A 24,406-nucleotide genomic window follows, 5' to 3' on the forward strand; every position below is an offset into this window, starting at 1 on the left:
TTCCTTTAATTTTCCGTCGTGGCGGCCACGCCGGCCGGCACGAAGCTGACCCGGCCGTTACGATAGCGCACCAGCACCACCACCTTGGCCTCCCGCAATTGACCGTGCTGCACGGCCGGCAAGTAGGTCCAGCGCTTCACGCTGTCGAGCAGCACCTTGTTGAGCATCGGCTCCATCGGCAACTCGGCCGCCGCATAGCTGAGCGTGCCGTCGGCCGCAATGGTCAGGGTCAGGCGGTTTTCACCCGTTGCATGCTGTTCGTCCAGCACGCCGTAAGTCACGGTCGTCATCGTCTCGCGCTGCACGCCGCCGGCCTGGTCGCGCAAGGGCGGCATGGCCTTGAGCCTGGCCGCCAGCAGCGCGCCATCGGCCAGCGCCTTGTCCCAGCGCTTCTGGTAATCCCACCCCTGAACCAGGCGCAGCATCTTGGCGTTCAGGTCCATGCGCTGCATCGTGCGGACGACGCCATTGTCGGCCGGTTCGCCCGGTTCCGCCGGTACGGCGTTCTGCACGGCATAACGGTAGGCCGTCAGCTGCGCCAGCGCCACCATGTTGACGGCATCGCGCTCGTCGCCGCCACGCAGCAGCGCCGTCGCCGCGATGCCCAGCCAGGCCGTGCCATCGGTCGGGCGTGCCCACAAGGCTTGCTCGAAGTACTGGCGCGCCGCCTGCGGTTCGTTCAGGCTCAGGTGCATGCGCCCCATGGCCGCCGCCACCAGATGGTCGCGCGGGTTCGCTTGCAGCAAGTCAAGGTAGTTAGCCACCAGCGCCGGCTCATAGCCAGGCACCCAGCCCAGGCCTTCCAGCAAGGACGCACGCAGCTGCGCCTGGACGGGGTCGCCGCCGTAGACAGACGATTTTTGCTCTCCGGCACGGTACAACAGTTGCAAGCCCCGCGTGACGGCGTCATCGTCGCCCTTGCTGACCGCTTGCGACAGGCTGCGCACGGCCTTGCGCGCATCGGACGGCTGGAAACCGGCCGCCTTGCGGGGGCGCCAGCTGAATACTTCCAGGCTAGCCGCCTGCTCGGCTTGGGCCTGCATCGCGGCCTTGTCCTTCGCCTCGTCGGGCGACGAGGTCCAGGCCGTAAAGCCGATCAGGAACAGCACGATCAGCAGCACCACAACGGCCCAGCCCTTGCCCGTGATGCCGCCCCCCGTGTTGCCCGCCACGGGGATGAAGACGGGCGCCTGGCCCGGCGCCGTATGGTGCGCGCCGCGCTGCTGCGGCAACGATGGCTGTTGCAGTTGCATCTGCTGCGCCTGCACCGAGGCTTGCGCGGCCGAGGCTATGACCTTGTCGCGCGCGCAGGCCGCGCAGCCCTGGCCCGCAAAATGCTGATGTTCGGGATTCACGGCGCACACTGTCAACTTGCCGCCGCTGCGCTGCGCATAGCCTCGCAGCAATTGCGCCCAGTCGGCCGCCGATGGCCGCTGGGAGTTTGGCGACTGGGAAAACGCGCGGTCGAACATGGCGCGCAATTCGGGCGGCATCAGCGCGTGGCCGCTGGTGGCGTTGGGCGCCATGTTCTTGTGGCGCTTGGCGCCATACGCGTAATAACCATCGCGGATGCGCCCGGGAATGTCGGTGGGTGCCTGCGCATTGCCGGGCCGCCCGCTGTACGGGTGGATGCCGAAGTTGAGCAACTGAAAGATGACGACGGCCAGGGCGAAACGGTCTTGCGCCAGCTCCGTGCCCGCAGGCATGCCCTTGCGCTGGAATTCCGGCGCCAGGTAGTCGGCCGTGAATTGCTCGGCAGGAAAACGCTCCGCATGGCCCTGGATGCTGAAACCGTCGCAATCGAGCATGGCGATGTACAGCGAATCGCGGTAAAAGCGCAGGTTCACGGGTTTTAAGTCGACCACGTAATGCTGCTGCTGGTGCAGCGCGTCGAGGACGGCGGCCAGATTGGCGGCCAGGGTCAGCTTGGGACCGAGTCCCGTGGGCAAGCCCGCCGCGCGCGCTTGCCGCTCCTGCATGATCTGTTCCAGCTCGGCCGTCTGCGCCATGTCCAGCAGGGGCATGACGAAACCGGCGAAGCCGTCCTGGCCGTCGAACACGGCCGCTTGCGGCCACGCGATCTGCACATAGCGCTTGCCGTTTTCCACTTGATCGGGCAATTCGGGCGACAGTTCCAGCATCGCTTCGAGCTTGCGCCGGTTGGCGGCCCGGTCCAGGTGCGGGTGGTACAGCTTGGCCACCTGCGCGGGCGCGCCGGGCAGCAGGTACACGCTGCCCGCCCCGCCGCTTTTAATCAGTTTGCCCAGTACCAGGCTGCGGACTTTATCGAGCCATATCTTGCCGCCCGGACTCAGACCGGGCGTGACTCCCTGCTTCCGGCTCATGCGCGCAAGGCCAGCAGCAGGGTCTTGTCGTCGCCGGTGATCTGGTGCGTGCGCGGGTCGGCCAGGGTGGACGCCAGCGCCGTATTGCCCAGCTCGCTGCTCTCGACCGTGCGCAGATAGCCTTGCACGGCATCCATGAACGGCGCGTACAGCGCTGCATTGTTCTTGCTCATGGCAAAGGGCATGCAGCCATCCGACATCAGCACGACGCCGCGCACGGCTTGCGGAATCGCCAGCAGGCGCAGCTGTTCGCGCCAGCGCTCGCCACTGATGAAATATGTTTCGTTGGCGTATTCGCCGTTCGCAGGCAGCGAGATCAGTTCGCCGCCGTCCATCAGTTGCGCCACGCCCAGGCCGTCGCCCAGGTGGAAGAAGAAGCCGGCCTCTTGCCCCATGACCACGCCCACCACCGTGCTGGCGTAGTCGTCGAGGGTGGCGTTGGCGGCGCGGGCGATGTCGTCGAGCGCAGCGCGGATCTGCGTCAGGGTGCCCGCCAGCGCGCCGTCATGCAGATCCTGCACGGTGGCGCCCTGCTCCAGCCGTCCGGCCAGCGCTTGCACGGTTTGCGCGGCAACAAACTGCGCGCCCTGCTCGCTGAGCCTGGCAGAACCGGCGCCGTCGCAGACGACGGCCACCAAAACGTCGTTCACGACGGCGTGCGCGTGCGCGTCCTGGCAAGGGATGTCTTTATCCAGGTGCGCCTTGCCCGTGACGGAGGCGCCGAACACGCGCCACTGCTGCTTTGCTATTGCCATGGATCAACGGGCTTTCACGTACTCACGACAGACCAGCCGTCCGTCGACGCCAGCTGCGCCTGCGCGCCGGGGCGCGACTGCGACACCACCTGCATGCTGGCGCTCAGCCACAGGAACAGCTCGCGGAACTGCAAGCCTTTCAGCTGCTTGACGCCCCGTTCGCCACGGCTGGAAAACTGCCCCAGCGTATCGATGTTCGCATGGTCGCCTACGGCGATGGGGAAGATCGCCACTTTATTCGCCTGTTCAGCCGCGCGCGCCTGCTCGGCGCCACGCTGCCAGCGGTCCGTCGGCTCGCCGTCCGACATCAAAAACAGCCACGGCCGCGTGTACGCCACGCCCGCCGCGCGGAAGCGCTGCTTTTCCTGCTCGATCTCGGCCAGGGCCAGCTCCACGGCCGCGCCAGTCGGCGTGGTGCCGTTCGCTTCAAGCCGGGGCGCCGTGAAATCCATGGCGTCGCACCAGGTGCTGGCCACCACGGCTTCATCGTGGGCGCCGTATTGAATCACGAGGATGCGCACGCGCTTGGCGGCGATCACATCGGACTTGAGTTCCTGTTCCAGCAAGGCCAGGCCATCGTTGAGCAGCGCGACGGGTTCGCCCGCCATGCTGCCGGAGCAGTCGAGCACGAGCACCAGCGGCGTGCGTTGTTCGGTGTTGTCGACCAGGGCGACGTCAGGGATCATTATGGATGTCATGTACTTTTGATAGAGTTGCAAAATAGCCTAGGCCCGAAGCTTACCCTATGGATATGTTTTCCATGCGTCCGATTGCTGCGGATGACACCCTGCGCTATCAAATACCTGACAAAAGCTCTAGCTTGCAATGAAAGCAACAAGGTCGTACACTGCGCCATTCTGCCCCGACGCTGGCGGCCACCCATTTACTGACGTTTTGGAAAAATAATGCAACAGAATCCTGAAATGGACTATGTCGGCTTTTGGCCACGCGTTGGCGCGACGTTGATCGACAGCTTGCTCTTGCTGATTATCATCATGCCGATGCTGATAGCCATATATGGCCGAAGCTACTTTTCGACCGATTCCTTGTTTCGTGGCCCGGCCCACTTCATGATTTCATGTGTCATGCCGCCACTGATTCAATTGGCGTTTTGGATTACCTTGTCTACAACACCTGGCAAGATGGCCATCGGCGCGATCATTGTCGATGCGAAGACGGGCAACAAGCCTTCTGCCTGCCAGTGTGTCAAACGCTGTCTCAGTTCTTACCTGTCCGCGCTACCGCTTTACCTGGGGTTCTTTTGGATTGGCAAGGACTCGCGCAAGCAGGGGTGGCATGACAAGATCGCTGATACGGTGGTGATACGGCGCAAGACCGCTGCAGTGCCGGCCTCTCCTGGCCTGCCATTGCAATAAGCAAACTTGATGATGATACCTCTCGCCAACTTGGACGAACATGCCCTTCGGGAAACGCATCAAGAGCTGTTTCGCCAGGTCGTTAAGGGAAAGTGTCAAGCTCCTGTCCGAAATGCAACGGCGTGCTTTGACAGCGAAAACCGTTGCGTTGCTGGAACTTAAATTCTGTCCGCGAGAAACAGAAGATTACGACGAACCGGCCAGCATCGGCGGGAGCATACGGGGGAACCTCCACGTTTTGCTCGACGCGGACATCCTTGCCGTCTTTTACCGTATGAATGACGATATTCGCCGTCATTCCCGCTTGCCACACGCGGGGAATGGCAAGGCACAGGTATAGCCGCCGCCGCCCTGGCCAGCGTCCAGATAGCCCGCTTCCGCAGTGGTGCCATTCTGCAAGGTCACCTCATAACTGCCTATCCCGTGATCGGTATGGTTGTAGCCGCTTAAATTCACCGTCAACTCATGGCTTTCCTTGCCCATTGCCGCCTGTGAAACCGCCATGCAAAGACACAGGAAACCGATCAAAAGCGGTCTCATCGACAAAATACTGCTGGTCATATGACTTCCTCGATCAGCATGGCATGCGACTCCCGTCCCATGCCCTGAGTTTATATTTATGACAATATTTTATTGTATCGGGGAATGTTAATCCGGGAGCACGATTACATCGGCGGCGGCGCATTGCGGTGGGGCAGCGTTTGTACTATCTTGATAGTTGCCCAGGACAGAAGGCAGCGAACAGACCTTCCTCACAAAGGTGGGACGAATCGCTGCGCAACACCGCCCTTACCCAGTTCCGCACCTGCGCGCCTGCGGCACATTGATGTAGTCAGGATTGGGGGCAAGCATGGACACAGGTACAGCAACGGCGGATGTGGGGAAACTGATCGCCGCCATGTACGACTCGGCCTGCGGCGCGGGCGACTGGCCGCAGCTCGACAGCTTTGACCTGAGCGGCCAGCAATGGCAGGAACTCTTGCCGCATCTGCAACGCGCCCTGTGCCTGCAGCAGCGCCTGCGCGAAGCCCAACTGGCCAGCCACTGCGCGCTGGCGGCGCTCGACGCCATGGGCGCCATCGTGCTGGTGCTCGACGCCAACCTCGGACTGCGTTTCGCCACGCCCGCCGGCCACGCCTTGCATGCGGCGCAACTGGCGCACGCCGCGCCGCCCGACCTGGCGCGCGCCGTGCGCATGGTCATCGCCAGCACCGGCGGCGCAGCGCAATGCCAGTCGCTGCGCCTGGCGCGCAAGCAGCAAGGTCCCCTGGCCCTGACAGTCACCCCGCTTGCCGATTGCCAGCCCCCATGCGCGCTGCTGATCGCGCGCGATCCCACCCAAGCGAGCACGTCTGTCACTGCCTTGCGGCAGCTGTTCGACTTGACGCAAGCCGAAGCGCAAGTGGGCAAGGCACTGGCGCAAGGGGCCACCATCGAGGAAATCGCCGCGCGCGGCGGCATCAGCGTCAATACCGTCAAGACGCATCTGCACCACACCTATTTGAAGACCGACACACGCCGCCAGGGCGAGCTGATCGCGCTGATCCACGGCGCCACGGCGCACCTGACCGTGTTGGATGCCTGAGGCCGTGTCATCCGATCGGATGATGTGCGCGGCATCTTGCCTGCCTACACTGGCAAGACCGGGCGCCCCCGCCTTGCCAAGGTCACCACGGCGCATGCGGGCCACCCGGCGCGATTTCCCTGGCATCGACAACAATATCGCCGCGCCGGCAGCGGACGGCATCAAAGTTCAAGGATGGGTAGAAAAATGAAAACATGGATCTTGGCCGGCACCCTGGGCATCTGCGCCCTGCTGGCAAATGCACAAACGCTTCCCGACAGCCAGACCGTCGTCATTCCAGGCGGACGCATGCAGACGATCGAACTGCCCGCCCACAGGCACTTCATGAGCGCGCAAGAATTTTCTCCGTTCCGCGGCGGCTATGAGTTGTCGAACGGCCAGGTGCTCCACCTGCGCAATATAGGCAGCATCGGCGCCATGATGTATGCGCGCATCGATGATCAGGAAGAACACCGCATCGTCGCCAGCGGCAGCAACAGCTTCGTGGCACTCGACCGGCAACTGGCCATGCGCATCGACTTGCGCGACGATGGCAGCGTGGGCGGCGAAGTGCTGATGGTGGTGCCGGCCGAAAAACTGGCCAGCGGCGACATCGTGCCCCCCCATGTGCAAAGCATGAGCCTGGCATCGCGCTGATGCAGCAAGCCGCCTTCCGCATGGGTGACAGCCATGAGCAAGCAATATTCTGTGCAACAGCAAAATGCGCTGACCCAGGCCGCCATCAGGCAGACGGCGGCCTGGTGGCGCGCCCGCCCCTTGCCGGACGCCTTGCGCCAGTGCGCGGCCAGCCATGGCGTGGCGCTCGAGGCGGCCCTCATGCTCGACCTGCAACTGGCCTGGCCCGGCATGCCCGCCGTCTACGGCAAGCTGCTGAGCGCCGACGGCCACTTCATCCATTTCGAGATGGATCTGGACGACAAGCTGCGCCCCCTGCCCGGCAGCGTGGCGTGGGACGACATCAGCGCCGGCTACGACCTGGCCGCACACAAGCGCGGCACGGGCGTGGGCTATGGGGTGTTGTGCAAGAAAGTGCTGCAGGAATTGAATCGCGGCGCGCCCTAGCCGAACCGCTGCCGGCACATGCTATGATCGGCGCCCCGATCATGAGACAGATGGCAACGGCACATGCAACACTCACCCGGCAACAATCCGCTCTCGACGCTGCTGCGCGGTGGCCTGCGCCTGCTGGCCTGGCCCCTGCTGGCTCTGGTCAGCGCCGCCTGCACCAGCACCACGCGCCATCCGGCCAGCGAGCCCACGCAAGTCATCCTGCGCTTTACCTATGACGACGGCAAGCCGATGCGGCATGACGATTACCTGGCCCAGGCGCGCCAGCAAACATACATCAAGCGCTGCAGCAAGATAGGCAGCACCACTGTCTGCGACGTCGGCTCGGATCCACTGTTCATGGGCGGCGACGCCCCGCTGGACGCCAACGGCGAAGTGCGCGTTACCCTGCACTCTACCGGTCCCATCGGCAACAATCCGACCACGCATTGCATCAAGGGCAAAGGCTACGTCTTTGATTCCGGCGACTGGAAGCGCGGTCCCTTCAGCCCCGGCCAGGTGATCGAGATCCGCTACAGGATACGCGAAGTGGACATGGCGTGCCCCTGGTCGTCGGGCACGCCGCCGTGGTGGGACAAGAGTTAAGCCAGCCGGGGCCGGCTGGCCTGGCTTTACTGCAACTCGAACTCCGCTGGAGTCAAGCCCAGCTCGCGCGCGATCTTGCTGGCAACGCGCTGCTCATTGGCGTCGAAATTGCCGTCCGACGAAGCGACGGCGATAATCATGCGCACCAGCAGGCGCGACGCCTCCACATTCGACTTCATCTTGCCCAGCGCCTGATACGCCTTGGCTTCGCCGATATCTTTGTCGAACTCCAGCTGGCCGACATAGTCCTGGAAAGCCTTGATCACGTCCGCGGTGGTAAACACCGATAGCGCGTCATTGCTTTCAATAAACTTCACCATCTTCTGCTTCTCTTCCGCACTGACGCTGCCGTCGGCCATGGCGATCAGGGCCGAGCCCGCCATCGCGGCGTTGAGGAAATCCTTGTTCTTGTACTTCAGTGCCTCGGTTTTCAGTTCGCTTGCCTTGGACTTCAGCTTGCTCAGAAAGGAATCGAAACTCATGGCGTACCTCCGGGTTGGTGTGGGTGCGGCAGCGCTCTCCGTTGCCACTCCCACCCAACTGAGGGCGCATGCCTGAATTGCAAGCGGCGGGAACAAGCCTTGCCTCCGATGAAAGCATGGCAAAACCCAGAACAAGGGCCGGGGTCAGACCCGTCGGGTCTGACCCCAGTTTCTGCCTTGGGGTGAAAAACTGCCGACAGCATACAAACACACAAATCACGACGAAAACGAGTTAACTTGAAAATTGCCATATTTGCAGTTGAAAAATAAATAATTTCATGGCAGCATGGAATTACATTTTCCATACTGCAAGGTTGTGATGGACAAGCAATTGCTGTTGATTTGCGCGCTGACGTTCATCATCCACATCATCGCCACCCTCGCCTACTCCGTGCGCATCGCCGGCATCCGCGCGCGGCGGCTGACCCTGTTCAGCATCCTGATGCTGGTATCGCGCCCCTTGAATTCCTTCCAGCGCGCCTTCTTCCGCGCCTTCGAGCACTTCCAGGTGCACAGGTCGGTACCGAAACTGCTGCTGCACGCCGTCTTCAAGGGCGGCTTGTCCTGCCTCAAGACCTCCGCCAGCCTGCCCAAGCCCGCCAACGTCACAGGCCTGCACCAAAAATCCGGCGTCTCCGTCTCCAGCGTCCTCGCCACGGCCCTGTGGACGGTGGGCGCATCGTTGTCCATCTTACACCGCCGCCCTGTATGCGGGCATGCTCGACCCCAGCGTGCGCGTCACCTCCAGCACCCTGTCATCGATCATCAACGGCGGCGCCACCATCATGATGGCCGTCTTCATCGGCACGTGGTGTCGGGCATGACGGATGACGTCATCGAGGGCAAGATCGAAGAATCGCAATTCCGGCGCGCGGTGGTGTGGCTGGTGGGGAGCAGATTGGCGGGGACGCTGATTGCGCAGTTTTTGCTGGTACCGTCGGCGGTGGTGATTGTGGGGGTGGCGAAGGCTGTGTAATCAATTAAGAGCACTCACACACTTGCTTTCAACATTCAACCTTCAACCTTTACTAATCGCGCTTCCGACTTCAATTAACAAGAAATAATACAAAAGGAAATTTCAAATCGAAAATAATATTAAAATTTAAGAAGGCCAAATTAAAACAATCAATACCGCATGGAAAAACACAAACAAAATAAGAGGAAATTCGTGAAAATAATTTCATTATTTAATCACAAAGGCGGCGTCAGCAAGACAACGACAACTTTCAATCTTGGGTGGATGCTTGCAAGAAAAGGCTATAAAACACTGATAGTTGATGCAGACCCTCAATGCAATCTTACATCCCTTGTGATGGGCTATAGCTCAATTGATGATGCGGAATCTTTCTATGAAACAAATCCAAACTGCGATATCTATTCATGTCTCTTACCAGTAATTGATGGATCACTAGGGAAAGTTTTAACTGCAACCCCATTAAAAACAAAAAATAAAAATTTAAGTTTACTATGTGGAAATATTTCTTTATCTGAAATTGAGACTCAAATTAGTGTTGCACTAACTGCTAGCTCAGCGATTCCAGCAATTAGAAATATACCGGGATGTGTAGGCGCATTTATTAGGCAAACTGCTGAAGAATATGATTTTGATTACGTCTTAATAGATATGAGTCCAAGCGTAGGGGCATTAAATGAATGCTTATTGATGGCAAGCGATTATTTTATTGTACCAACCGCACCAGATTTTTTCTGTGCTCAAGCGATAAAATCACTAACAAAAGTCCTCCCACGCTGGAATGCTGAAGTTGAAAGATTTAGAGATGAAAAAATAATATATCCAATTCCAAAATCACCTCCAAGATTTCTAGGATTTATATCTCAAAAATATCGCCCACGAAGCGGCCTCCCAGCAAAATCATTCCAACGCTGGATTGACGTCATAAATTCTGAGGTAGCCAATTCTCTAGTGCCTGCGCTCACTCCTCTAAATATGAGCATTGATAGAACAATATTCTCCAACACAGTTGAGACAGACGAACCGTTCAATCTCGCAAACATTTCCGACTTCAACTCACTAATTGCACAATCTCAACAGCACAATGTACCTGTATTCGCATTAACAGATGCACAGATAGAGCAAAGCGGAAGAATATTAAACAACATGAAAGTAAGTCGCAGAAGGTTCAAGAAAGCATTTGAAAAATTAGCAAATGAAGTACACGAACTAGTCGTGAATTCATAAGTTGTATTTATGCTTCTTTATATATAAAAAAGCCGCTGTCTCCCGACAGCGGCTTTCTCATTCCTACCCCAGCAGCAGCGCCTTGAACCAAGACGCCGCGCCGCAAGTAACGTCACTAATTACCCCACAAACTTCCGCGCATTCCTGAACATGCGCATCCAGGGCGAATCCTCGCCCCATGCTTCAGGGTGATACGACTGTTGGACTGACCGGAACACGCGCTCCGCGTGCGGCATCAGCACGGTGAAGCGGCCGTCTGGCGTGGTGACGGAGGTGATGCCTTCCGGCGAGCCGTTCGGGTTGTACGGATACGCTTCGGTGGCGGCGCCCTTGTTGTCCACAAAACGCATGGCTTTGGTGACCTGGGTGATGTCGCCCGTTTGCGAGAAGTCGGCGTAGCCTTCGCCGTGGGCGATGGCGATGCCGGCCTGGGTGCCGGCCATGCCGTTGAAGAAGATCGATGGGGAATCCATGACTTCGACCATGGCAAAGCGGCCTTCGAATTTCTCCGACTTGTTGCGCGTGAACTTGGGCCAGGCGTGGGCGCCGGGGATGATGGATTTCAGGTTGCTCATCATCTGGCAGCCGTTGCAGATACCCAAGCCGAAGCTGTCCGTGCGGTTGAAGAAGCGGGCGAACTGTTCCGCCAGGCTGGCGTTGAACAGAATCGTTTTCGCCCAGCCCTCGCCCGCGCCCAGCACGTCGCCGTACGAGAAGCCGCCCACGGCGATGACGCCCTGGAAATCGTCCAGTTTCACGCGGCCCGCAATCAGGTCGCTCATGTGCACGTCGACGGCCGTGAAGCCTGCCTGGTGCATCACGTAGGCCGTCTCGATGTGCGAGTTGACGCCCTGCTCGCGCAGGATGGCGACACGCGGACGCACGCCGGTGGCGATGAATGGCGCGGCGATGTTGTCGTTCTGGTCGAACGTGACGATCGGCGACATGCCCGGGTCTTGCACGTCCAGCAGGCGGTCGTATTCGGCGTCCGCGCAGGCCGGATTGTCGCGCAGACGGGCGATGCGCCAGCTCGTTTCGCTCCACAGGCGGTGCAGGTCCGCGCGCGGCTGGGTGTAAATCAGCTTGGCGTCGCGCGTGAATTCGATCACGTCGCGGTCGTTCAATTTGCCGATGATATGGCTGCAGGCGCCCAAGTTAAACGTGCGCAGCACGTCCATGACGAGCGACTTTTCTTCCGCGCGCACCTGGATGACGGCGCCCAGCTCTTCGCTGAACAAGGCACGCAGGGTCAGTTCGTTGCGGCGTTCCGCCACCTGGCCGGCCCAGTTCTTGGCGTCGCCCCAGTCGCTCGAATGCTCGCCTTCCATGGTCAGCATGTCCAGGTTGACGGACATGCCCGTGTGGCCGGCGAAGGCCATTTCCGTCAGGGTGGCGTACAGGCCGCCGTCCGAACGGTCATGGTAGGCCAGCAGCTTGTCGTCGCTGTTGAGCTTCTGGATGGCGGCGAAGAAGCCTTTCAGGTCTTCCGCGCTGTCTACGTCCGGCGTTTCATTGCCCAGCTGCTGCAACACTTGCGCCAGGGCCGAGGCGCCGAGGCGGTTCTTGCCGCGACCGAGGTCGATCAAGATCAAGGACGTATCGCCTTGGTCCGTTTTCAGCTGCGGCGTGAGCGACTTGCGCACGTCCGTCACTGGCGCGAACGAGGAAACGATCAGGGACACCGGCGACGTGACGGATTTCGCCGCGCCCGTGCTCTCGTCTTTCCACGTCGTGCGCATCGACAGCGAATCCTTGCCGACGGGGATGCTGATGCCCAGCGCCGGGCACAGGTCCATGCCGACGGCTTTCACCGTGTCGTACAGGGCCGCGTCCTGGCCAGGCTGGCCGCAGGCGGCCATCCAGTTGGCGGACAGCTTGATGTCGGAAATGTCGGCAATCGCGGCGGCGGCGATGTTGGTGACGGCTTCGCCCACGGCCATGCGGCCGGAAGCTGCTGCGTCGATGACGGCCAGCGGCGTGCGTTCGCCCATGGCCATCGCTTCGCCCAGGTAGCCCTCGAAGCTCATGGTGGTGACGGCGCAATCGGCCACCGGCACTTGCCATGGTCCCACCATCTGGTCGCGCACGGTCATGCCGCCCACGCTGCGGTCGCCGATGGTGATCAGGAACGATTTGTCGGCCACGGTCGGCAGCAGCAGCACTTTTTGCGCTACGTCCACCAGGTCCATGCCCGTCAGATCGATGGCCGGGAAATCGTTGGCCACGTGGACCACGTCGCGCTGCATCTTTGGCGGCTTGCCCAGCAAGACGTCCATCGGCATGTCGACCGGCTCGTTGCCCAGTTCCGGATCGATCAATTTGAGTTGACGCTCTTCGGTGGCCACGCCCACGGCGGCGAACAGGCAGCGTTCGCGTTCGCACATGGCTTTGAACAGTGGCAGGCTTTCCGGCGCGATGGCGAGAACATAGCGTTCCTGCGATTCATTGCTCCAGATTTCCTTCGGCGCCATGCCCGACTCTTCCAGCGGAATCTTGCGCAGGTCGAAAATCGCGCCGCGCTTGGCGTCGTTGGTGATTTCCGGGAACGCGTTCGACAAGCCGCCCGCACCCACGTCGTGGATCGAGATGATCGGATTGTCCGCGCCCATTTGCCAGCAGGCGTTGATGACTTCCTGGGCGCGGCGTTCCATTTCAGGATTGCCGCGCTGGACGGAATCGAAGTCCAGGTCGGCCGTGTTGCTGCCGGTGGTCATCGACGAGGCGGCGCTGCCGCCCATGCCGATGCGCATGCCCGGGCCGCCCAGCTGCACCAGCAGGCTGCCGACGGGGATGTCGTTCTTGTGCGTGTGCTGCGCCGAGATATTGCCGATGCCGCCCGCGATCATGATGGGCTTGTGGTAGCCGAACACGGAATCTTTATCCGCACCGACGTTCTGCTCATACGTGCGGAAGTAACCGCCCAGGACCGGGCGGCCGAATTCGTTCGAGAACGCGGCGCCGCCCAGCGGGCCTTCGATCATGATCTGCAGGGGCGACGCGATGCGTTCCGGCTTGCCGTATTGCTCCGCGTCCGCACGGCCAGCCAGCGGCGCCGTCACGGAAGCGGCCGTTTCCCAGCTGCGCACGGCGTCCGGCAGCGACAAATTCGACACGGTGAAACCCGTCAGGCCGGCCTTCGGCTTGGCGCCGCGGCCCGTTGCGCCTTCGTCGCGGATCTCGCCGCCCGCGCCCGTGGAGGCGCCAGGGAATGGGGAGATGGCCGTCGGGTGGTTATGCGTTTCCACCTTCATCAGCGTGTGCGTCAGTTCCGTCGATGCCGCGTATTCGTGGTTCGCACCGCGCGGGTAGAAGCGCGAGACTGTGGCGCCTTCCATGATGGACGAGTTGTCGCTGTAGGCGACGACGGTGCCCTTCGGCTGCAGTTCGTGCGTGTTCTTGATCATGCCGAACAGCGACTTGGGCTGCGCCACGCCGTCGATGGTCCAGTCGGCGTTGAAGATCTTGTGGCGGCAATGCTCGCTGTTCGCCTGCGCGAACATCATCAGTTCCACATCCGTCGGGTTGCGGCCGGCCTTGGTGAAGGCGGCATCCAGGTAGTCGATTTCGTCTTCCGACATCGCCAGGCCCAGTTCCGTGTTCGCCGTTTCCAGCGCGCGCTTGCCCTGCCCCAGCAAGTCGATCGACTCCAACGGACGCGCTTCCAGCGTGCGGAACAAGTCCTTGGCGTCGTCGGCGCTGCGCAGCACGGATTCCGTCATGCGGTCGTGCAGCAGGTCGGCCACGGCCTGTACTTGCTCGTCCGTCAGTTTGCCGGCGCCGATGGCGCTGCCCAGGATGCCCGATTTCAGGTTGATGCGGAAAGCGATGCCGCGTTCGACGCGCTTGATGTGCGCCATGCCGCAGTTGTGCGCGATGTCGGTGGCTTTCGAAGCCCACGGCGAAATCGTGCCGAAACGGGGGATGACGAAGAATTCTTCGGCAGCGCCTTCCGTATTGTCAGCCTGGGCCGGCTCGCCGTACGTCAGCAAGGCGCCAAGGCGCGTGCTGTCGTCGGCCGTGAGGGGCGCGCTGGCATCGATGAAATGGACATAGCGTGCTTGCACGGCAACGATCGCAGGCGAGACGGCTTGCAGTTGGCTTAACAGACGGTGGCTACGGAAATGGGACAGGGCATTGGAACCCGGCAGTATCAACATGATTGGAAGGTGGTTGATGCAGCGTGGCTGCGGGTTAAAGGTAGGTATGACAATATCTTTCGTACGGCAAATTTCCTTTGCGCGCATTATACCCGTTTTACCCCTGCTTTATTACCGGAACTTATGGCTTTGCGGCCATTTTGCCCCTGAAAGCGGCAGTTTTTGCCAACTTGCAACAACAGGATCAGGCAATCACATAGCGGTTCTTGCCCTGGCGCTTGGCCAGGTACAGCGCCTCGTCGGCCAGTCGGTAACTGTGGCTCAGCTCCTTGCCCCGGTCCAGCTCGGCCACGCCCACGCTGATCGACACGAACTGTGCCGCATGGAAAGCCTGGCTGACGGCGGCGACCAGGGCGCCGGCGAAGGCGCGCACGGCCTCGCGGTCACCCGCGTAGACGATGCCGAATTCCTCGCCGCCCAGGCGTCCGCACAGATGGCTTTGCGCCTTGTCCGCGATGATGGCGGCCGTGCGCATGAGCACCGCGTCGCCCGCATCGTGGCCCTGCTGGTCGTTGATGATCTTGAAATCGTCGATGTCGATCATCAGGAAATGCAGCATGCCGCCGTGGCTTGCGCCATGCATCTGCTGGGCGCGCTGCGTGAACATGCGGCGGTTGTTCAAGCCCGTCAGGCTATCTTGGAAGGCCAGCCGCGTCAATTCCACCTTGGCGTGATAGTTACGCAGGCGCAATAAGCTGAAGCTGACGTTCAGCGCCAGCCCGAACAGCACGCTGACGGCGATCATCAACGGCACCCAGGGCTGGTCGGGCAAGCCAGCGTTGACGGGATACAGGCCGTGGCCCACGTTCCACCACACGCCGGCCACCACGGCCAGGTAGCTGAGACCGCCATTGAAGATGGAAGCGATGGCCAGGGTCATGAAGACACCCACGGGCAAGACCCAGAAGCTGGCGTGGTGGACAGCATCGGCCATGGTGCGCAAGCCGAAGGTCAGCGCCAGCACGGCGCAGGCCCCCGTCATGGTCAGCACGGGCAAGGTGGTGCAGCGGGCGCGCACGGCCAGGCTCGCCAACATGCCCAGCAAGGCCAGCACGGCGTGCGTCAGGTTCGGATGGTAGGCCGGCGGCATCAGCAGCCAGGCCAGGCTGAAGGCGATGATGCCCATCACTTGCGTGATCAGGCCGACCCGGTGCAATTCCGCAAAATACGTATGCTGCTGTTCGCTGTTGCCGCCAAAGGCAAGGGGAACGGCAATGCGCCGCAAGGTAGACAGTTCAGGAACGCGCATGACGGGTATCGACACCAGAGAGGGATAAAGCGCCCGTTAAAGCCTTGCGCATGCCTTGCCGCGACGTGGTGCGGCATGCAACAGGTGTTGCATTTTAGAATACTATCACGGTAGTCAGGGAATGGCCGGAAAAACAGGCGCCCGCACCGTCGCAAGGGGCGCTCATGTCATGAAATACAACGCCGGACGGCGCTGGACGCGCCTGCCCTTGCGCACGGCACCCGATTGCATGCATTTTGCTGGCAGTGTCGGGCGGCTTTGCAGTATGCTGATAAAAAACAATACTGCCAGGCAGCTACATATAAGAAGAGTTCCCGCAAATGACCGAACAGATGAACGAGAGCTGAACCATGCCAGAAACTAGCGACTTATCTGTCCTGATCGTCGACCCGAACCCCAGCATGCGGGGCAATCTGCACAATATGCTGAACCAGGCCGCCATCACCAAGGTGGAATATGCCGTCAATGCCGGCACGGCCATCCGCTTGCTGATGAAGAAACCGTTCGACATCATCCTGTGCGAATACGACCTTGGCAGCGGCACGGATGGCCAGGATGGCCAGCAATTGCTGGAAGACTTGCGCCACCATAAGCTGATCGGCCTGTGGACGATCTTCATCATGCTGACCTCGGAAGCCATCCACAGCAAGGTGATCAGCGCAGCGGAGCTGACCCCGTCCGACTACATATTAAAACCGTTCACCGTCGACGTGCTGAGCGGCCGCATCGCGCGCGCCATCGAGCGGCGCGCCGTTTTTCTGCCCACGTATCAGCTGATCGACAAGGGCGACCTGCGCGAAGCCGTGAAAAGCTGCCGCGCGGCCGAACTGCAGCACCCGCGCCTGGCGGCCGATTTCGCCCGCCTGCGCGCCGAACTGCACATCAACCTGGACGAATGGAAGGAAGCGGAACAGCTCTACGCCGACATGCTGGCCACGCGGCCCATGGCTTGGGCGCACCTGGGCCTGGCGCGCACCCTGTTCGAACAGCAGCGCCACGAGGATGCGCAGGAAGCGCTGCTGGAACTGGTGGAGACCTATCCCCGCTTCATGGCCGCCTACGACTTGCTGGCGCAAAACCATGAAGCCATGGGCCAGCAACTGCAGGCCAAGAAAATCCTCGAGGACGCGGTGGCCATCTCGCCGCACATGGTGCGCCGCTTGCGCCACCTGGGCGGCATCGCCTTCGACACGGGCGACATCGGCGCGGCCGAACGAGCGTATAAACAGGTCGTGACGAAGGCGAAGTACTCCGAATTCCGCGACCCGGAAGACCACGTCAACCTGGTCAGAACGCTGGTGAAAAAGGGCGACGCGCCGCAAGCGAGCGGCGTGCTGCGCGACATGGAGCGCTCCCTGCGGGGCAGCGCCAACGTGGAAGCATGCCGCGCCATCTCGGCCGCCATGCTGCATGAACTGTCGGGCAACGACATCGCCGCCGCCACCGAACTGCAACTGGCCGCCGCCGCCCTGGACGACGCGCGGGGCCTGTCGACGCAGCTGAAGGTGGGCCTCGTGCAAAGCTGCCTGAAGAACAACCTGGAACAGGCCGCGTCCGACGTCATGATGAAACTCGTCAACGAAGCCGACAGCGACGTGACGATGGAAGCGGCCGTCGATGTCTTTGAAAAAGCGGGCCGCCACGACCTGGCGCAAGGCATGGGCCAGCAGATCACGAACCAGGTGCAGGAATTGATGCAGGATGCGGCCAGCAAGGCGGAAAGCGGAGAACTCAAGGGCGCCGTCTTCGTGCTGCGCCAGGCCCTGCGCAAGACGCCGGGCAACCTGCCCGTGCTGTTCGCCTCCGTCGAGGCCATCCTGCGCCAGCTCAACATGCTGGGCTGGGAAGCCCCGCTCGCTGAACAGGCGCAGCACCAGATGCAGGTGATCCGCAAGATCGACCCCAGGCATCCGCAGCTGGAGTCGCTCAAGCAGCAGTATGCGGCTACGCAGCACAAGTATGGTATTGCGACCTGACTCTTGCCTGCGCCCTGCCTGTCAATCGACAACAAGCCGTTCGACAAGGTGGGCCGTCCCATCGCCGCCGTTTGCGCAATTTGAATACTCTGTTTCAAAATGAAGCCCGCTCACGCATTCGGAGCGGGCGCATCCGTATAGTTCGGCAGTTGTGTGACGTCAGCCGTTAAGCGCACGGCCGCCGTCAACGATGATTTCGGAGCCGACGGTCCAGCGGGACTCGTCGGAAGCGAGGTACAACACCGCCTTGGCCACTTCCTTCGGCGTGCCGAAGCGGCCGAACGGAATCGTTGCGACAATGTCCTTGTTGAGTTGATCGCGGTAGGCATCCGGGATGCCGAGCTTGTCGTACAGCGGCGTTTCGACCGGGCCGGGACTGACGGCGTTGACGCGAATGCCGCGTGCCAGCAATTCGCCCGACAGCGTTTTCGACAAGTTCAGGAATGCGGCCTTGGTTGCGGCATATACCGATGAATGCGCCGAGCCCACGTGCGCGCTGACCGATGTGTTGAGCACCACCGATGCGGGGTTCGCTAACACTGGCAGCAGCGCCTGGATCAGGAAATAGGGACCCTTGACGTTGATGTCGAACGATCGGTTGAACATTTCCTCCGTCCACGCTTCGATCGGCTTCCAGACGGATACGCCAGCGTTGAGAAAGGCGATATCGAGCTGACCGTAGTGCGCCTGGACGGCTTGCGCCAACTCCTGTTGGGCGGCGACATTGGCGGAATCGGCGCGCAGCACGAGAACCTCGGCGCCGAGTTCTTTCCTCGCCTTCTCGATGGATTCCGGATTGACGCCGGTGACGATGACGCGTGCGCCTTCGGCGAGGAACTGCCTGGCTGTTTCAAGGCCGATGCCGCTGGTGCCGCCGGTGATAAGAGTACGTTTTCCTTGCAAGCGGGACATAAAATTCTCCTGTAGGTGATTCAGGGTCAACCAGCATTGGCTGACCTGCCGTGGGAAGAACTATGCGCTCATGCTTGAAATTCGATAAGATCGTATCTTTGCATATAATTCATGCTCAAATTGCATGAATCGGGGAGAGTAAGTTTGGACCGGTTTCTTTTGATGACATGCTTTGCGCGCGCTGTGGAGACGGGGAGCTTCTCCGCTGCCGGCCGCGACCTGGGCTTGGGGCAGCCCAACGTCAGCCGTCATGTGGCGGCATTGGAAGAGCATCTGCAGACGCGGCTGCTGCACCGCTCAACGCGCAAGCTTGCCCTCACGCCCGAAGGGGAACGCTACTATGCGGAAGTGCGGCGCATCCTTGACGCCGTCGACGAGTCCGAATCGTCCTTCAGGGAGAACGTCGATCCGTCCGGATTGCTGCGCGTCGCGTGCCCGACCGCTCTGGCGCATGCATTTGTTTTGCCGCATGTCCCCGCCTTCCTGGAGCGCTATCCCGGCCTGGCGCTCGATCTCCAGATCAATGATCGCTATGCGGGTCTCGTCGATGAAGGAGCGGAACTGGCAATTCGGATCGGCCATCTGGAAGACAGCGCCCTGCGCGCGCGGCGCATCGGCCTGTTCGAGCGCGTGTTTGTCGCCAGCAAGGGCTATCTCGCCAAACGCGGCGTGCCGGTCACGCCCGACGATCTGCGCGGGCACGATTGCGTGATCTACACCCTGCTGTCGTCGGGTGCCACATGGCGCTTCCGCGATACGGAAGTAGCAGTATCGGGAAAGGTACGGGTAAACTCACCCGAGGCCGTGCGCGAACTGGTCAATGCGGGACTCGGTATCGGACATGGGCCGCAGTGGCTGTTCGAGGAAGGACTCAGGAATGGCAATTTGCAGCTGCTCCTGACGGCGCACACTGCCCTGCCCGTCCCGGTTCAAATCGTCTATGTCGCAAACAGGCTGCTGCCAACGCGGGCCGTCGTGTTCATGGACTTCATCGCGGAAGCGTTTTCAAAGGTACCGGCACTGAACATCCGCTGAGCGGCCTCTGTCCGCCGCTTGCCGCCGCAAGCCAGAGCGGTGCCGTGAACACCCGTTCACGGCACAGGGCAAGGTTCGATCAGCGCGGGAGTTTATACCGTACCAGCAGCGTCGGTCCCTTGCCGCCGGATGGCGTCAGCAGAATCTCGTCACCGGGCTGCATCTCTTCATACATCACCGTGCAACAGGTCGGCATCGAGTGGCCGCGCGCCGGATACACGCCAACGTCCGTGTGCAGGGTCGCAGCGCGTACGTCCACGCTGGACTTGCCGGCCTTTCCTTCTTCTTGCAGCTGCTTGCGCAGTGCGGTGACGAAGTCCCCTTTGCTGAGCCTGGCAGGTGCCTGGCTGGCTGGCGGGCGAGTGCTTGCATCGTTTTTCATGGTAGTTTCTTTCAGTGTATACATTTCCGCCACTATATCATTCGCCCCTAGTGCAACGCGACCCGGGGGCGGAACGAGTCCATCGCCCCGGCCGGGGCAGCCGCGGCAGAGCGCCTGCTTCTGCGCGTGATAACGTCACAGTTGGCGACAACAGCCTGGCCCATCTTCTGCCGGGAGCGCTCGATGGGACCGGCGATTTTGCATGCTGATGATGCAGTTGCCATCAGAATCGGCGCGACATGGCGTCTGGCGTCTGGCCCAAGCAGAAGCTTGCGCTGGCCGCTTGACTTTAGCGTACTCCAAGGTGCTGCGACCACCGATAGAATCCGCCGCCACAAACGGCCATTCACGTTGAGGTGACAATGCGTGACTTTTCTCGCTTGATAATTCGTTATGCTCGTGGGCCGCTGGCGGCCAGCAGCGGACGCCCAACTCGCGACTTAAAGGAACTAAGTGGCCTATCATCTGATGATATTTAAACAGTCTACAGCGATTGAGCCAACCATCAATCTGTACTTGGGTTCCGCTCAGACCGTGTATCTCTATTGGGAAGCCGCTAGCTTCGATATCGGGCTGCCAACGATTAGTACAATTACAGAACGAGCTGATTCTGAGGCGGGATTCTGCCTTTCGGGTGCCACGCTTACTGCTTTTAAGGTGGAGTTGGAGATGCTATACAAACACTGGAATACATCACACAAAGGCCACGAATTGCCGCCTACGCATTGTGAACTGATGCGTGCAGTGATTTTAGCATTGGACGATGAGTCGTTTGACAACGCAACGCTGATGATTGCATAGCTCGCTGGTAGGATTTGAGAGTCCACTTTGGGGCGTAACCTGCCAACGACGGCAACCGGCCAAAAGCCGAAGCTCGCCGTGGCCGCAAACAACGTGTAGTCGTATAGAGGTTTGAAGATGCGAGATACATGCAGTATATGCAGTCGAAAACTGGACCAGAAAGATGACCCTCTATCAGTTGACTGTGGTGGCGACTGTTGGGGCTGCATCGGTGAAATTGAAGCAGACATGGGCGACGAGTATTCGTTAACCAAGGTAAGGGAGGAGTTTGCGAAAGGACTCCGCCCACGATGGGTTGATACGAGCTCCAATTTATCATCAGAGGTTAAGATATAACAAGACGGCAACCGGCCAGAAGCGGACGACTGACGTTACCCTTCATTACTCAATTTAAGTATGCCAAGTTACGTAAAAAGACACTGGGACGAGACTAGAGGTGACAGGTACGATGCATGGGGTACGTCCTGGTGGTACTTTGAAGTCGATGGTGCAGGCTGGGTTACCCGACAAATAGAACAGTATGATTCTGGTCCGCTGCTTTGCTATAGTGCCGAGCATGAGAGCGACGAATTTGGCGGGATCTCAGAAAAGCCTCTCGATTTATCGGAGTCAGGGTACAGTGCGATTTCCCATCAAGAGTTCGAATCAATTTGGAGAGCCGCATAGTGCTTCCGTTATCGGCCAGGAGCAGACTGTCATTTTTATAGCCGGAAAACAGGATAGTATTGATGGTTAGCATCGAGATAGAGAAGAGAAAGGCTGTTCGACTACAGTATCGTGAGCTCTTCGATGCGCTATCAAAGCTACTTTTCGAGGCTGACCCAATTGGTATTAATTTTGAAACGAACACAGACGAATACGAACCAGAGGTCGGGACAATTATTCCCCGACTGAGGCATGCCAAATCTGAAGCCGATGCGCAACTTTTAGTTCACGAGGAATTTTGTAGATGGTTCGACAGCGAGACTGCCGGGCCGATAACCGATTATCGTGACCTCGCTTCTCAAATTTTGGGATGAATGGCTACGATGCAAATAATTGCAGTGGGGCTGACGGCGGCCTTCGGCCAAGAGCAGCCATTCGCGTTGACGTGACAATGCGTGACTTTTCTCGCTTGACATTTCGCTATGCTCATGGGCCGCTAGCGGCCAAAAGCGATTCACGCGACTTTATTAATTGCCATCTGTCCGGTTTGAGGCCATTCATGATTCAAGTAGAAGTTCTCGACGAAAGCGTTTCATGGCCATTCACAATTCCTCCCGGCCGGAGCAATCACGATGGGGCTCCACCGCGTGTGGCCGAACTCTGCGTAGATGCCAAGTATTGGCATTTAATTGGGTGGAAGGACTGTAGTTCGAACTCCATTGGAATAGCCAGAAAAAACCAAGTAATTTCAATTGACGTTGAAAACATAGAGGCCTTATCAGTCTGCTTCATGCGCAGAGCGAAGGGTCCTGGCTTTGTTTCATTTGAGGTAAGGATGTTGGAAAATCGACGCTCTGTGGTCTTCTTCGCGGCGGACCATTTTAATGAAGATGCATTACTCTGGCTTCAGAGCAATGCCAACAGACTGGCGGCCTTATTTAGTATGCCAATAACAATCAACGACTATGGCTCGGACTACTAGCTATCAGTCCAATCGCGAAGGTCCGAATTGGGGTGGAACTTGCCAACGACGGCAACCGGCCAGGAGCAGACGGACGAAAGATAGTGAAACCGCGTCGAGCAGAGATAGGTATGGTAAAAATTAACACAACAGGAACTATCATGAATTCTGAACATCCAACTCATCAGGTTCGAGTTGAGTATGACCCGGAAAAAACAGGAGGCTATTTCATCGTTGAATGGTGGGACGGTAGTGGAGGTCCAAATCCAAATCGTGCTTTTGATTCATGGGTGGAGACTTTGAGCGGCGTGTCTCAGTTCATTGCCGAGTCTGGATGGAAAATCCGTTGGCAATAAAATATAAGGCTTAAACCGGCCAGAAGCAGACGGACTACTGGACGTCGATATCATCTCAACTGTAGTGGAGGCGAGAATTCAAAGCTATCTATTCGCATCGTCAAACGAACCAAGTGCAACAGCGTCTTTGTCGATTGAAGCCTTAATGGCGGCGGCCTGTGCCGAGTTTTTCTCGGTTACGCTCGCCAGTGACGACGAATTGGAGTTGCTGATGGGTTTGCTCGGCATTGAACCATTGCGCTCAATATCGTTGCGGCCTAACACTGAGTTCCTTGCCCTCTTTGATTATACCGATAAGTTTTTACCTCAAATGACTCAGGAAGACTTTGACGTATTTTATGAAAAATGGCTACGCTTAACTCACCGAGATTCAAATATGGATGAGTATGGACAGCTGTTATTTCTTCAAGGGCGGGCTGCTAGCTGGAACCAGATGGCGAGCAGGTTCATACTCCGTGAAGCCCCAATGACATCAGCAGAGTGACTCCAACCGGCCAGGAGCGGCCATTCGATAATTTCCAAGGAACGCGATGACCGAAGATCTGTGTCTCAGGATTGCTGAGAAATATTTGTCGTCAAATGCCATTGAGTACATCCTTCCTGGCCGGATTGGCAGCAAAGAGCCGAGCAGGTGGGAGGCGATTTACGTCGTTCCAGCAGTAACGGACCCCACGGTGGCAGTTGTCGATCCTCCAGATGTACGAGTTTGGGTCACACTTCTTGACGGTCAAGTGGAATGGATACACCAAATGTGAACGGCTGCTTTGGGGCGACAGCGGACGTACACGGCAGTCAGCGACACGACAGTCAGCGACAGGATGACCGGCGGGTTCTTGGCAGGAGTGATGCTATGGCTAAAGCATGCTGCCCGATGGGCTCAAGTCTCTTTTCGCCGCTTACCTGCGCTCCACCCGCGCCACCACCAGCTCGATCAGCTCCGCGATCAAGGGCCGAAACGTGGCGGCATCGCCGCCCTGCCCCAGCATCACGGTGCGCGTGGTCAGGTGCGAGAAGACGGCGTCGAACAGGATCTGCGGCAGATTGGAAAACGAGGTGGCGGGCGCGATGCGACCCTGCGTGCGCTGCTGCTCCAGCAGGCGCAATATCAATGCGTGCCACACTTGCGGGCCGTGCTCGTACCAGGTCTGGCCCACGGCCGGCACGGCGGCCGCGCCCGTGACGACAAGGCGGTAGAAATCCACGTGGCGGGGGCTGGTGACGACGGCCACCAATTCATCGAGGATCAGCTGCAAACCCTGCTCCAGGCCCGCCTGCGACGTATCGAGCTGGCGCAGCGCGATGATGAAGTCGGCGCACAGGTACTCGACCACGGCCACCAGCAGTTCCTGCTTGCTGCCGAAGTAGCGGTAGGCGGTGGCTTTCGAGCCGCCCGCCTCGGCCACGATGGCGTCCATGCTGACGCCGTCGTAGCCGGAGGCGAGGAAGAGGTCCGCCGCCGCCACCAGCAGCTTGCGCCGCCGCTCCTCGCTTCGGGTACTCGGGGAAGCGGGAACGGTGCGCAACTGGGGCATGGAG

At 59.7% G+C, this 24,406-nt stretch carries 24 protein-coding genes and 1 pseudogene; 14 read left to right on the plus strand and 11 right to left on the minus strand.

Translation table 11 applies throughout. From position 1 onward, the window contains the following. Positions 1-5: 5 nt before the first annotated feature. The 3 genes from AC1Q6X_RS02670 to AC1Q6X_RS02680 are packed head-to-tail and all read right to left on the minus strand — an operon-like array spanning position 6 to position 3,798. Positions 6-2,345: a hypothetical protein gene (locus AC1Q6X_RS02670; RefSeq protein ID WP_492494917.1), complete on the minus strand. Its 2,340-nt coding sequence runs from the start codon at positions 2,343-2,345 to the stop codon at positions 6-8. Beyond that, positions 2,342-3,100, minus strand: a complete 759-nt coding sequence (locus tag AC1Q6X_RS02675; protein ID WP_492494919.1) for a PP2C family serine/threonine-protein phosphatase — start codon at positions 3,098-3,100, stop codon at positions 2,342-2,344. The genes AC1Q6X_RS02670 and AC1Q6X_RS02675 overlap by 4 nt, the downstream gene beginning before the upstream one ends. 14 nt (positions 3,101-3,114) lie before the next feature. After that, positions 3,115-3,798 (minus strand): vWA domain-containing protein, encoded by a 684-nt coding sequence (locus tag AC1Q6X_RS02680; RefSeq protein ID WP_492494921.1) that lies wholly within the window; start codon positions 3,796-3,798, stop codon positions 3,115-3,117. 207 nt (positions 3,799-4,005) lie between these two features. Between AC1Q6X_RS02680 and AC1Q6X_RS02685 the strand changes: the two genes are divergently transcribed. Next, positions 4,006-4,476: an RDD family protein gene (locus AC1Q6X_RS02685; RefSeq protein WP_492494923.1), complete on the plus strand. Its 471-nt coding sequence runs from the start codon at positions 4,006-4,008 to the stop codon at positions 4,474-4,476. Between the two features lie 82 nt (positions 4,477-4,558). On the opposite strand, the gene AC1Q6X_RS02690 is transcribed toward AC1Q6X_RS02685, so the two are convergent. Further along, positions 4,559-4,774 (minus strand): hypothetical protein, encoded by a 216-nt coding sequence (locus AC1Q6X_RS02690; RefSeq protein ID WP_230503447.1) that lies wholly within the window; start codon positions 4,772-4,774, stop codon positions 4,559-4,561. Further along, the gene (locus tag AC1Q6X_RS02695) at positions 4,771-5,037 is read right to left on the minus strand and encodes a hypothetical protein (protein WP_492494925.1); all 267 of its coding nucleotides are present in this window, start codon (positions 5,035-5,037) and stop codon (positions 4,771-4,773) included. The genes AC1Q6X_RS02690 and AC1Q6X_RS02695 overlap by 4 nt, the downstream gene beginning before the upstream one ends. A 289-nt stretch (positions 5,038-5,326) precedes the next feature. Between AC1Q6X_RS02695 and AC1Q6X_RS02700 the strand changes: the two genes are divergently transcribed. The 4 genes from AC1Q6X_RS02700 to AC1Q6X_RS02715 all read left to right on the plus strand — a co-directional run bounded on the left by AC1Q6X_RS02700 (position 5,327) and on the right by AC1Q6X_RS02715 (position 7,714). Next, positions 5,327-6,061 carry a helix-turn-helix transcriptional regulator gene (locus tag AC1Q6X_RS02700; RefSeq protein ID WP_083287099.1) on the plus strand — a complete coding sequence of 245 codons (735 nt, stop codon included), beginning with the start codon at positions 5,327-5,329 and terminating at the stop codon, positions 6,059-6,061. A 186-nt stretch (positions 6,062-6,247) separates the two neighbouring features. Further along, a complete protein-coding gene (locus AC1Q6X_RS02705) occupies positions 6,248-6,697 on the plus strand; it encodes a hypothetical protein (RefSeq protein ID WP_492494927.1) in 450 nt (149 codons plus the stop codon). Positions 6,698-6,730: 33 nt separating this feature from the next. Then, positions 6,731-7,123: a hypothetical protein gene (locus tag AC1Q6X_RS02710; protein WP_492494929.1), complete on the plus strand. Its 393-nt coding sequence runs from the start codon at positions 6,731-6,733 to the stop codon at positions 7,121-7,123. A 63-nt stretch (positions 7,124-7,186) separates the two neighbouring features. Continuing rightward, positions 7,187-7,714 (plus strand): hypothetical protein, encoded by a 528-nt coding sequence (locus AC1Q6X_RS02715; protein WP_492494931.1) that lies wholly within the window; start codon positions 7,187-7,189, stop codon positions 7,712-7,714. A 26-nt stretch (positions 7,715-7,740) separates the two neighbouring features. On the opposite strand, the gene AC1Q6X_RS02720 is transcribed toward AC1Q6X_RS02715, so the two are convergent. Beyond that, positions 7,741-8,196, minus strand: a complete 456-nt coding sequence (locus AC1Q6X_RS02720) for a tellurite resistance TerB family protein (RefSeq protein ID WP_492494933.1) — start codon at positions 8,194-8,196, stop codon at positions 7,741-7,743. A 319-nt stretch (positions 8,197-8,515) separates the two neighbouring features. Between AC1Q6X_RS02720 and AC1Q6X_RS02725 the strand changes: the two are divergent. Together AC1Q6X_RS02725 and AC1Q6X_RS02730 are read left to right on the plus strand one after the other, a co-directional pair. After that, a pseudogene (locus tag AC1Q6X_RS02725) lies at positions 8,516-9,172 on the plus strand (lipid II flippase family protein). A gap of 159 nt (positions 9,173-9,331) precedes the next feature. Further along, positions 9,332-10,396 (plus strand): ParA family protein, encoded by a 1,065-nt coding sequence (locus tag AC1Q6X_RS02730; RefSeq protein ID WP_492494935.1) that lies wholly within the window; start codon positions 9,332-9,334, stop codon positions 10,394-10,396. A 119-nt stretch (positions 10,397-10,515) separates the two neighbouring features. On the opposite strand, the gene purL is transcribed toward AC1Q6X_RS02730, so the two are convergent. Beyond that, positions 10,516-14,553, minus strand: a complete 4,038-nt coding sequence (gene purL, locus AC1Q6X_RS02735; protein WP_492494936.1) for a phosphoribosylformylglycinamidine synthase — start codon at positions 14,551-14,553, stop codon at positions 10,516-10,518. Between the two features lie 184 nt (positions 14,554-14,737). After that, positions 14,738-15,802: a GGDEF domain-containing protein gene (locus AC1Q6X_RS02740; RefSeq protein ID WP_492494938.1), complete on the minus strand. Its 1,065-nt coding sequence runs from the start codon at positions 15,800-15,802 to the stop codon at positions 14,738-14,740. A gap of 350 nt (positions 15,803-16,152) precedes the next feature. Between AC1Q6X_RS02740 and AC1Q6X_RS02745 the strand changes: the two genes are divergently transcribed. Continuing rightward, positions 16,153-17,778 carry a response regulator gene (locus tag AC1Q6X_RS02745; protein ID WP_492494940.1) on the plus strand — a complete coding sequence of 542 codons (1,626 nt, stop codon included), beginning with the start codon at positions 16,153-16,155 and terminating at the stop codon, positions 17,776-17,778. Between the two features lie 159 nt (positions 17,779-17,937). On the opposite strand, the gene AC1Q6X_RS02750 is transcribed toward AC1Q6X_RS02745, so the two are convergent. Continuing rightward, complete coding sequence (locus AC1Q6X_RS02750) at positions 17,938-18,690, minus strand: SDR family oxidoreductase (protein WP_492494942.1); 753 nt, start codon at positions 18,688-18,690, stop codon at positions 17,938-17,940. 111 nt (positions 18,691-18,801) lie between these two features. Here AC1Q6X_RS02750 and AC1Q6X_RS02755 point away from each other — a divergent pair, with 111 nt between their 5' ends. Beyond that, positions 18,802-19,725: a LysR family transcriptional regulator gene (locus AC1Q6X_RS02755; RefSeq protein WP_492494944.1), complete on the plus strand. Its 924-nt coding sequence runs from the start codon at positions 18,802-18,804 to the stop codon at positions 19,723-19,725. A 79-nt stretch (positions 19,726-19,804) separates the two neighbouring features. Here the strand turns inward: AC1Q6X_RS02755 and AC1Q6X_RS02760 are convergent, their stop codons facing one another. Further along, complete coding sequence (locus AC1Q6X_RS02760) at positions 19,805-20,107, minus strand: HNH endonuclease (RefSeq protein WP_070310833.1); 303 nt, start codon at positions 20,105-20,107, stop codon at positions 19,805-19,807. Positions 20,108-20,560: 453 nt separating this feature from the next. Between AC1Q6X_RS02760 and AC1Q6X_RS02765 the strand changes: the two genes are divergently transcribed. The 5 genes from AC1Q6X_RS02765 to AC1Q6X_RS02785 all read left to right on the plus strand — a co-directional run bounded on the left by AC1Q6X_RS02765 (position 20,561) and on the right by AC1Q6X_RS02785 (position 23,354). Further along, positions 20,561-20,908, plus strand: coding sequence for a hypothetical protein (locus tag AC1Q6X_RS02765; RefSeq protein ID WP_230503471.1), 348 nt, complete (start codon positions 20,561-20,563; stop codon positions 20,906-20,908). Positions 20,909-21,636: 728 nt separating this feature from the next. Beyond that, positions 21,637-21,927, plus strand: coding sequence for a hypothetical protein (locus AC1Q6X_RS02770; protein WP_492494947.1), 291 nt, complete (start codon positions 21,637-21,639; stop codon positions 21,925-21,927). Positions 21,928-22,112: 185 nt separating this feature from the next. After that, positions 22,113-22,535: a hypothetical protein gene (locus AC1Q6X_RS02775; protein ID WP_492494949.1), complete on the plus strand. Its 423-nt coding sequence runs from the start codon at positions 22,113-22,115 to the stop codon at positions 22,533-22,535. Between the two features lie 140 nt (positions 22,536-22,675). After that, positions 22,676-22,870, plus strand: a complete 195-nt coding sequence (locus tag AC1Q6X_RS02780; RefSeq protein WP_143450122.1) for a hypothetical protein — start codon at positions 22,676-22,678, stop codon at positions 22,868-22,870. A gap of 127 nt (positions 22,871-22,997) precedes the next feature. Beyond that, entirely contained in the window at positions 22,998-23,354 is a 357-nt protein-coding gene (locus AC1Q6X_RS02785; RefSeq protein WP_492494951.1) for a hypothetical protein, read from the plus strand. Between the two features lie 412 nt (positions 23,355-23,766). On the opposite strand, the gene AC1Q6X_RS02790 is transcribed toward AC1Q6X_RS02785, so the two are convergent. Further along, the gene (locus AC1Q6X_RS02790) at positions 23,767-24,402 is read right to left on the minus strand and encodes a TetR/AcrR family transcriptional regulator (RefSeq protein WP_409026406.1); all 636 of its coding nucleotides are present in this window, start codon (positions 24,400-24,402) and stop codon (positions 23,767-23,769) included. Between the last annotated feature and the right edge of the window lie 4 nt (positions 24,403-24,406).

The sequence above is a fragment of the Janthinobacterium sp. GW823-FHT06H09 genome, assembly GCF_058794735.1.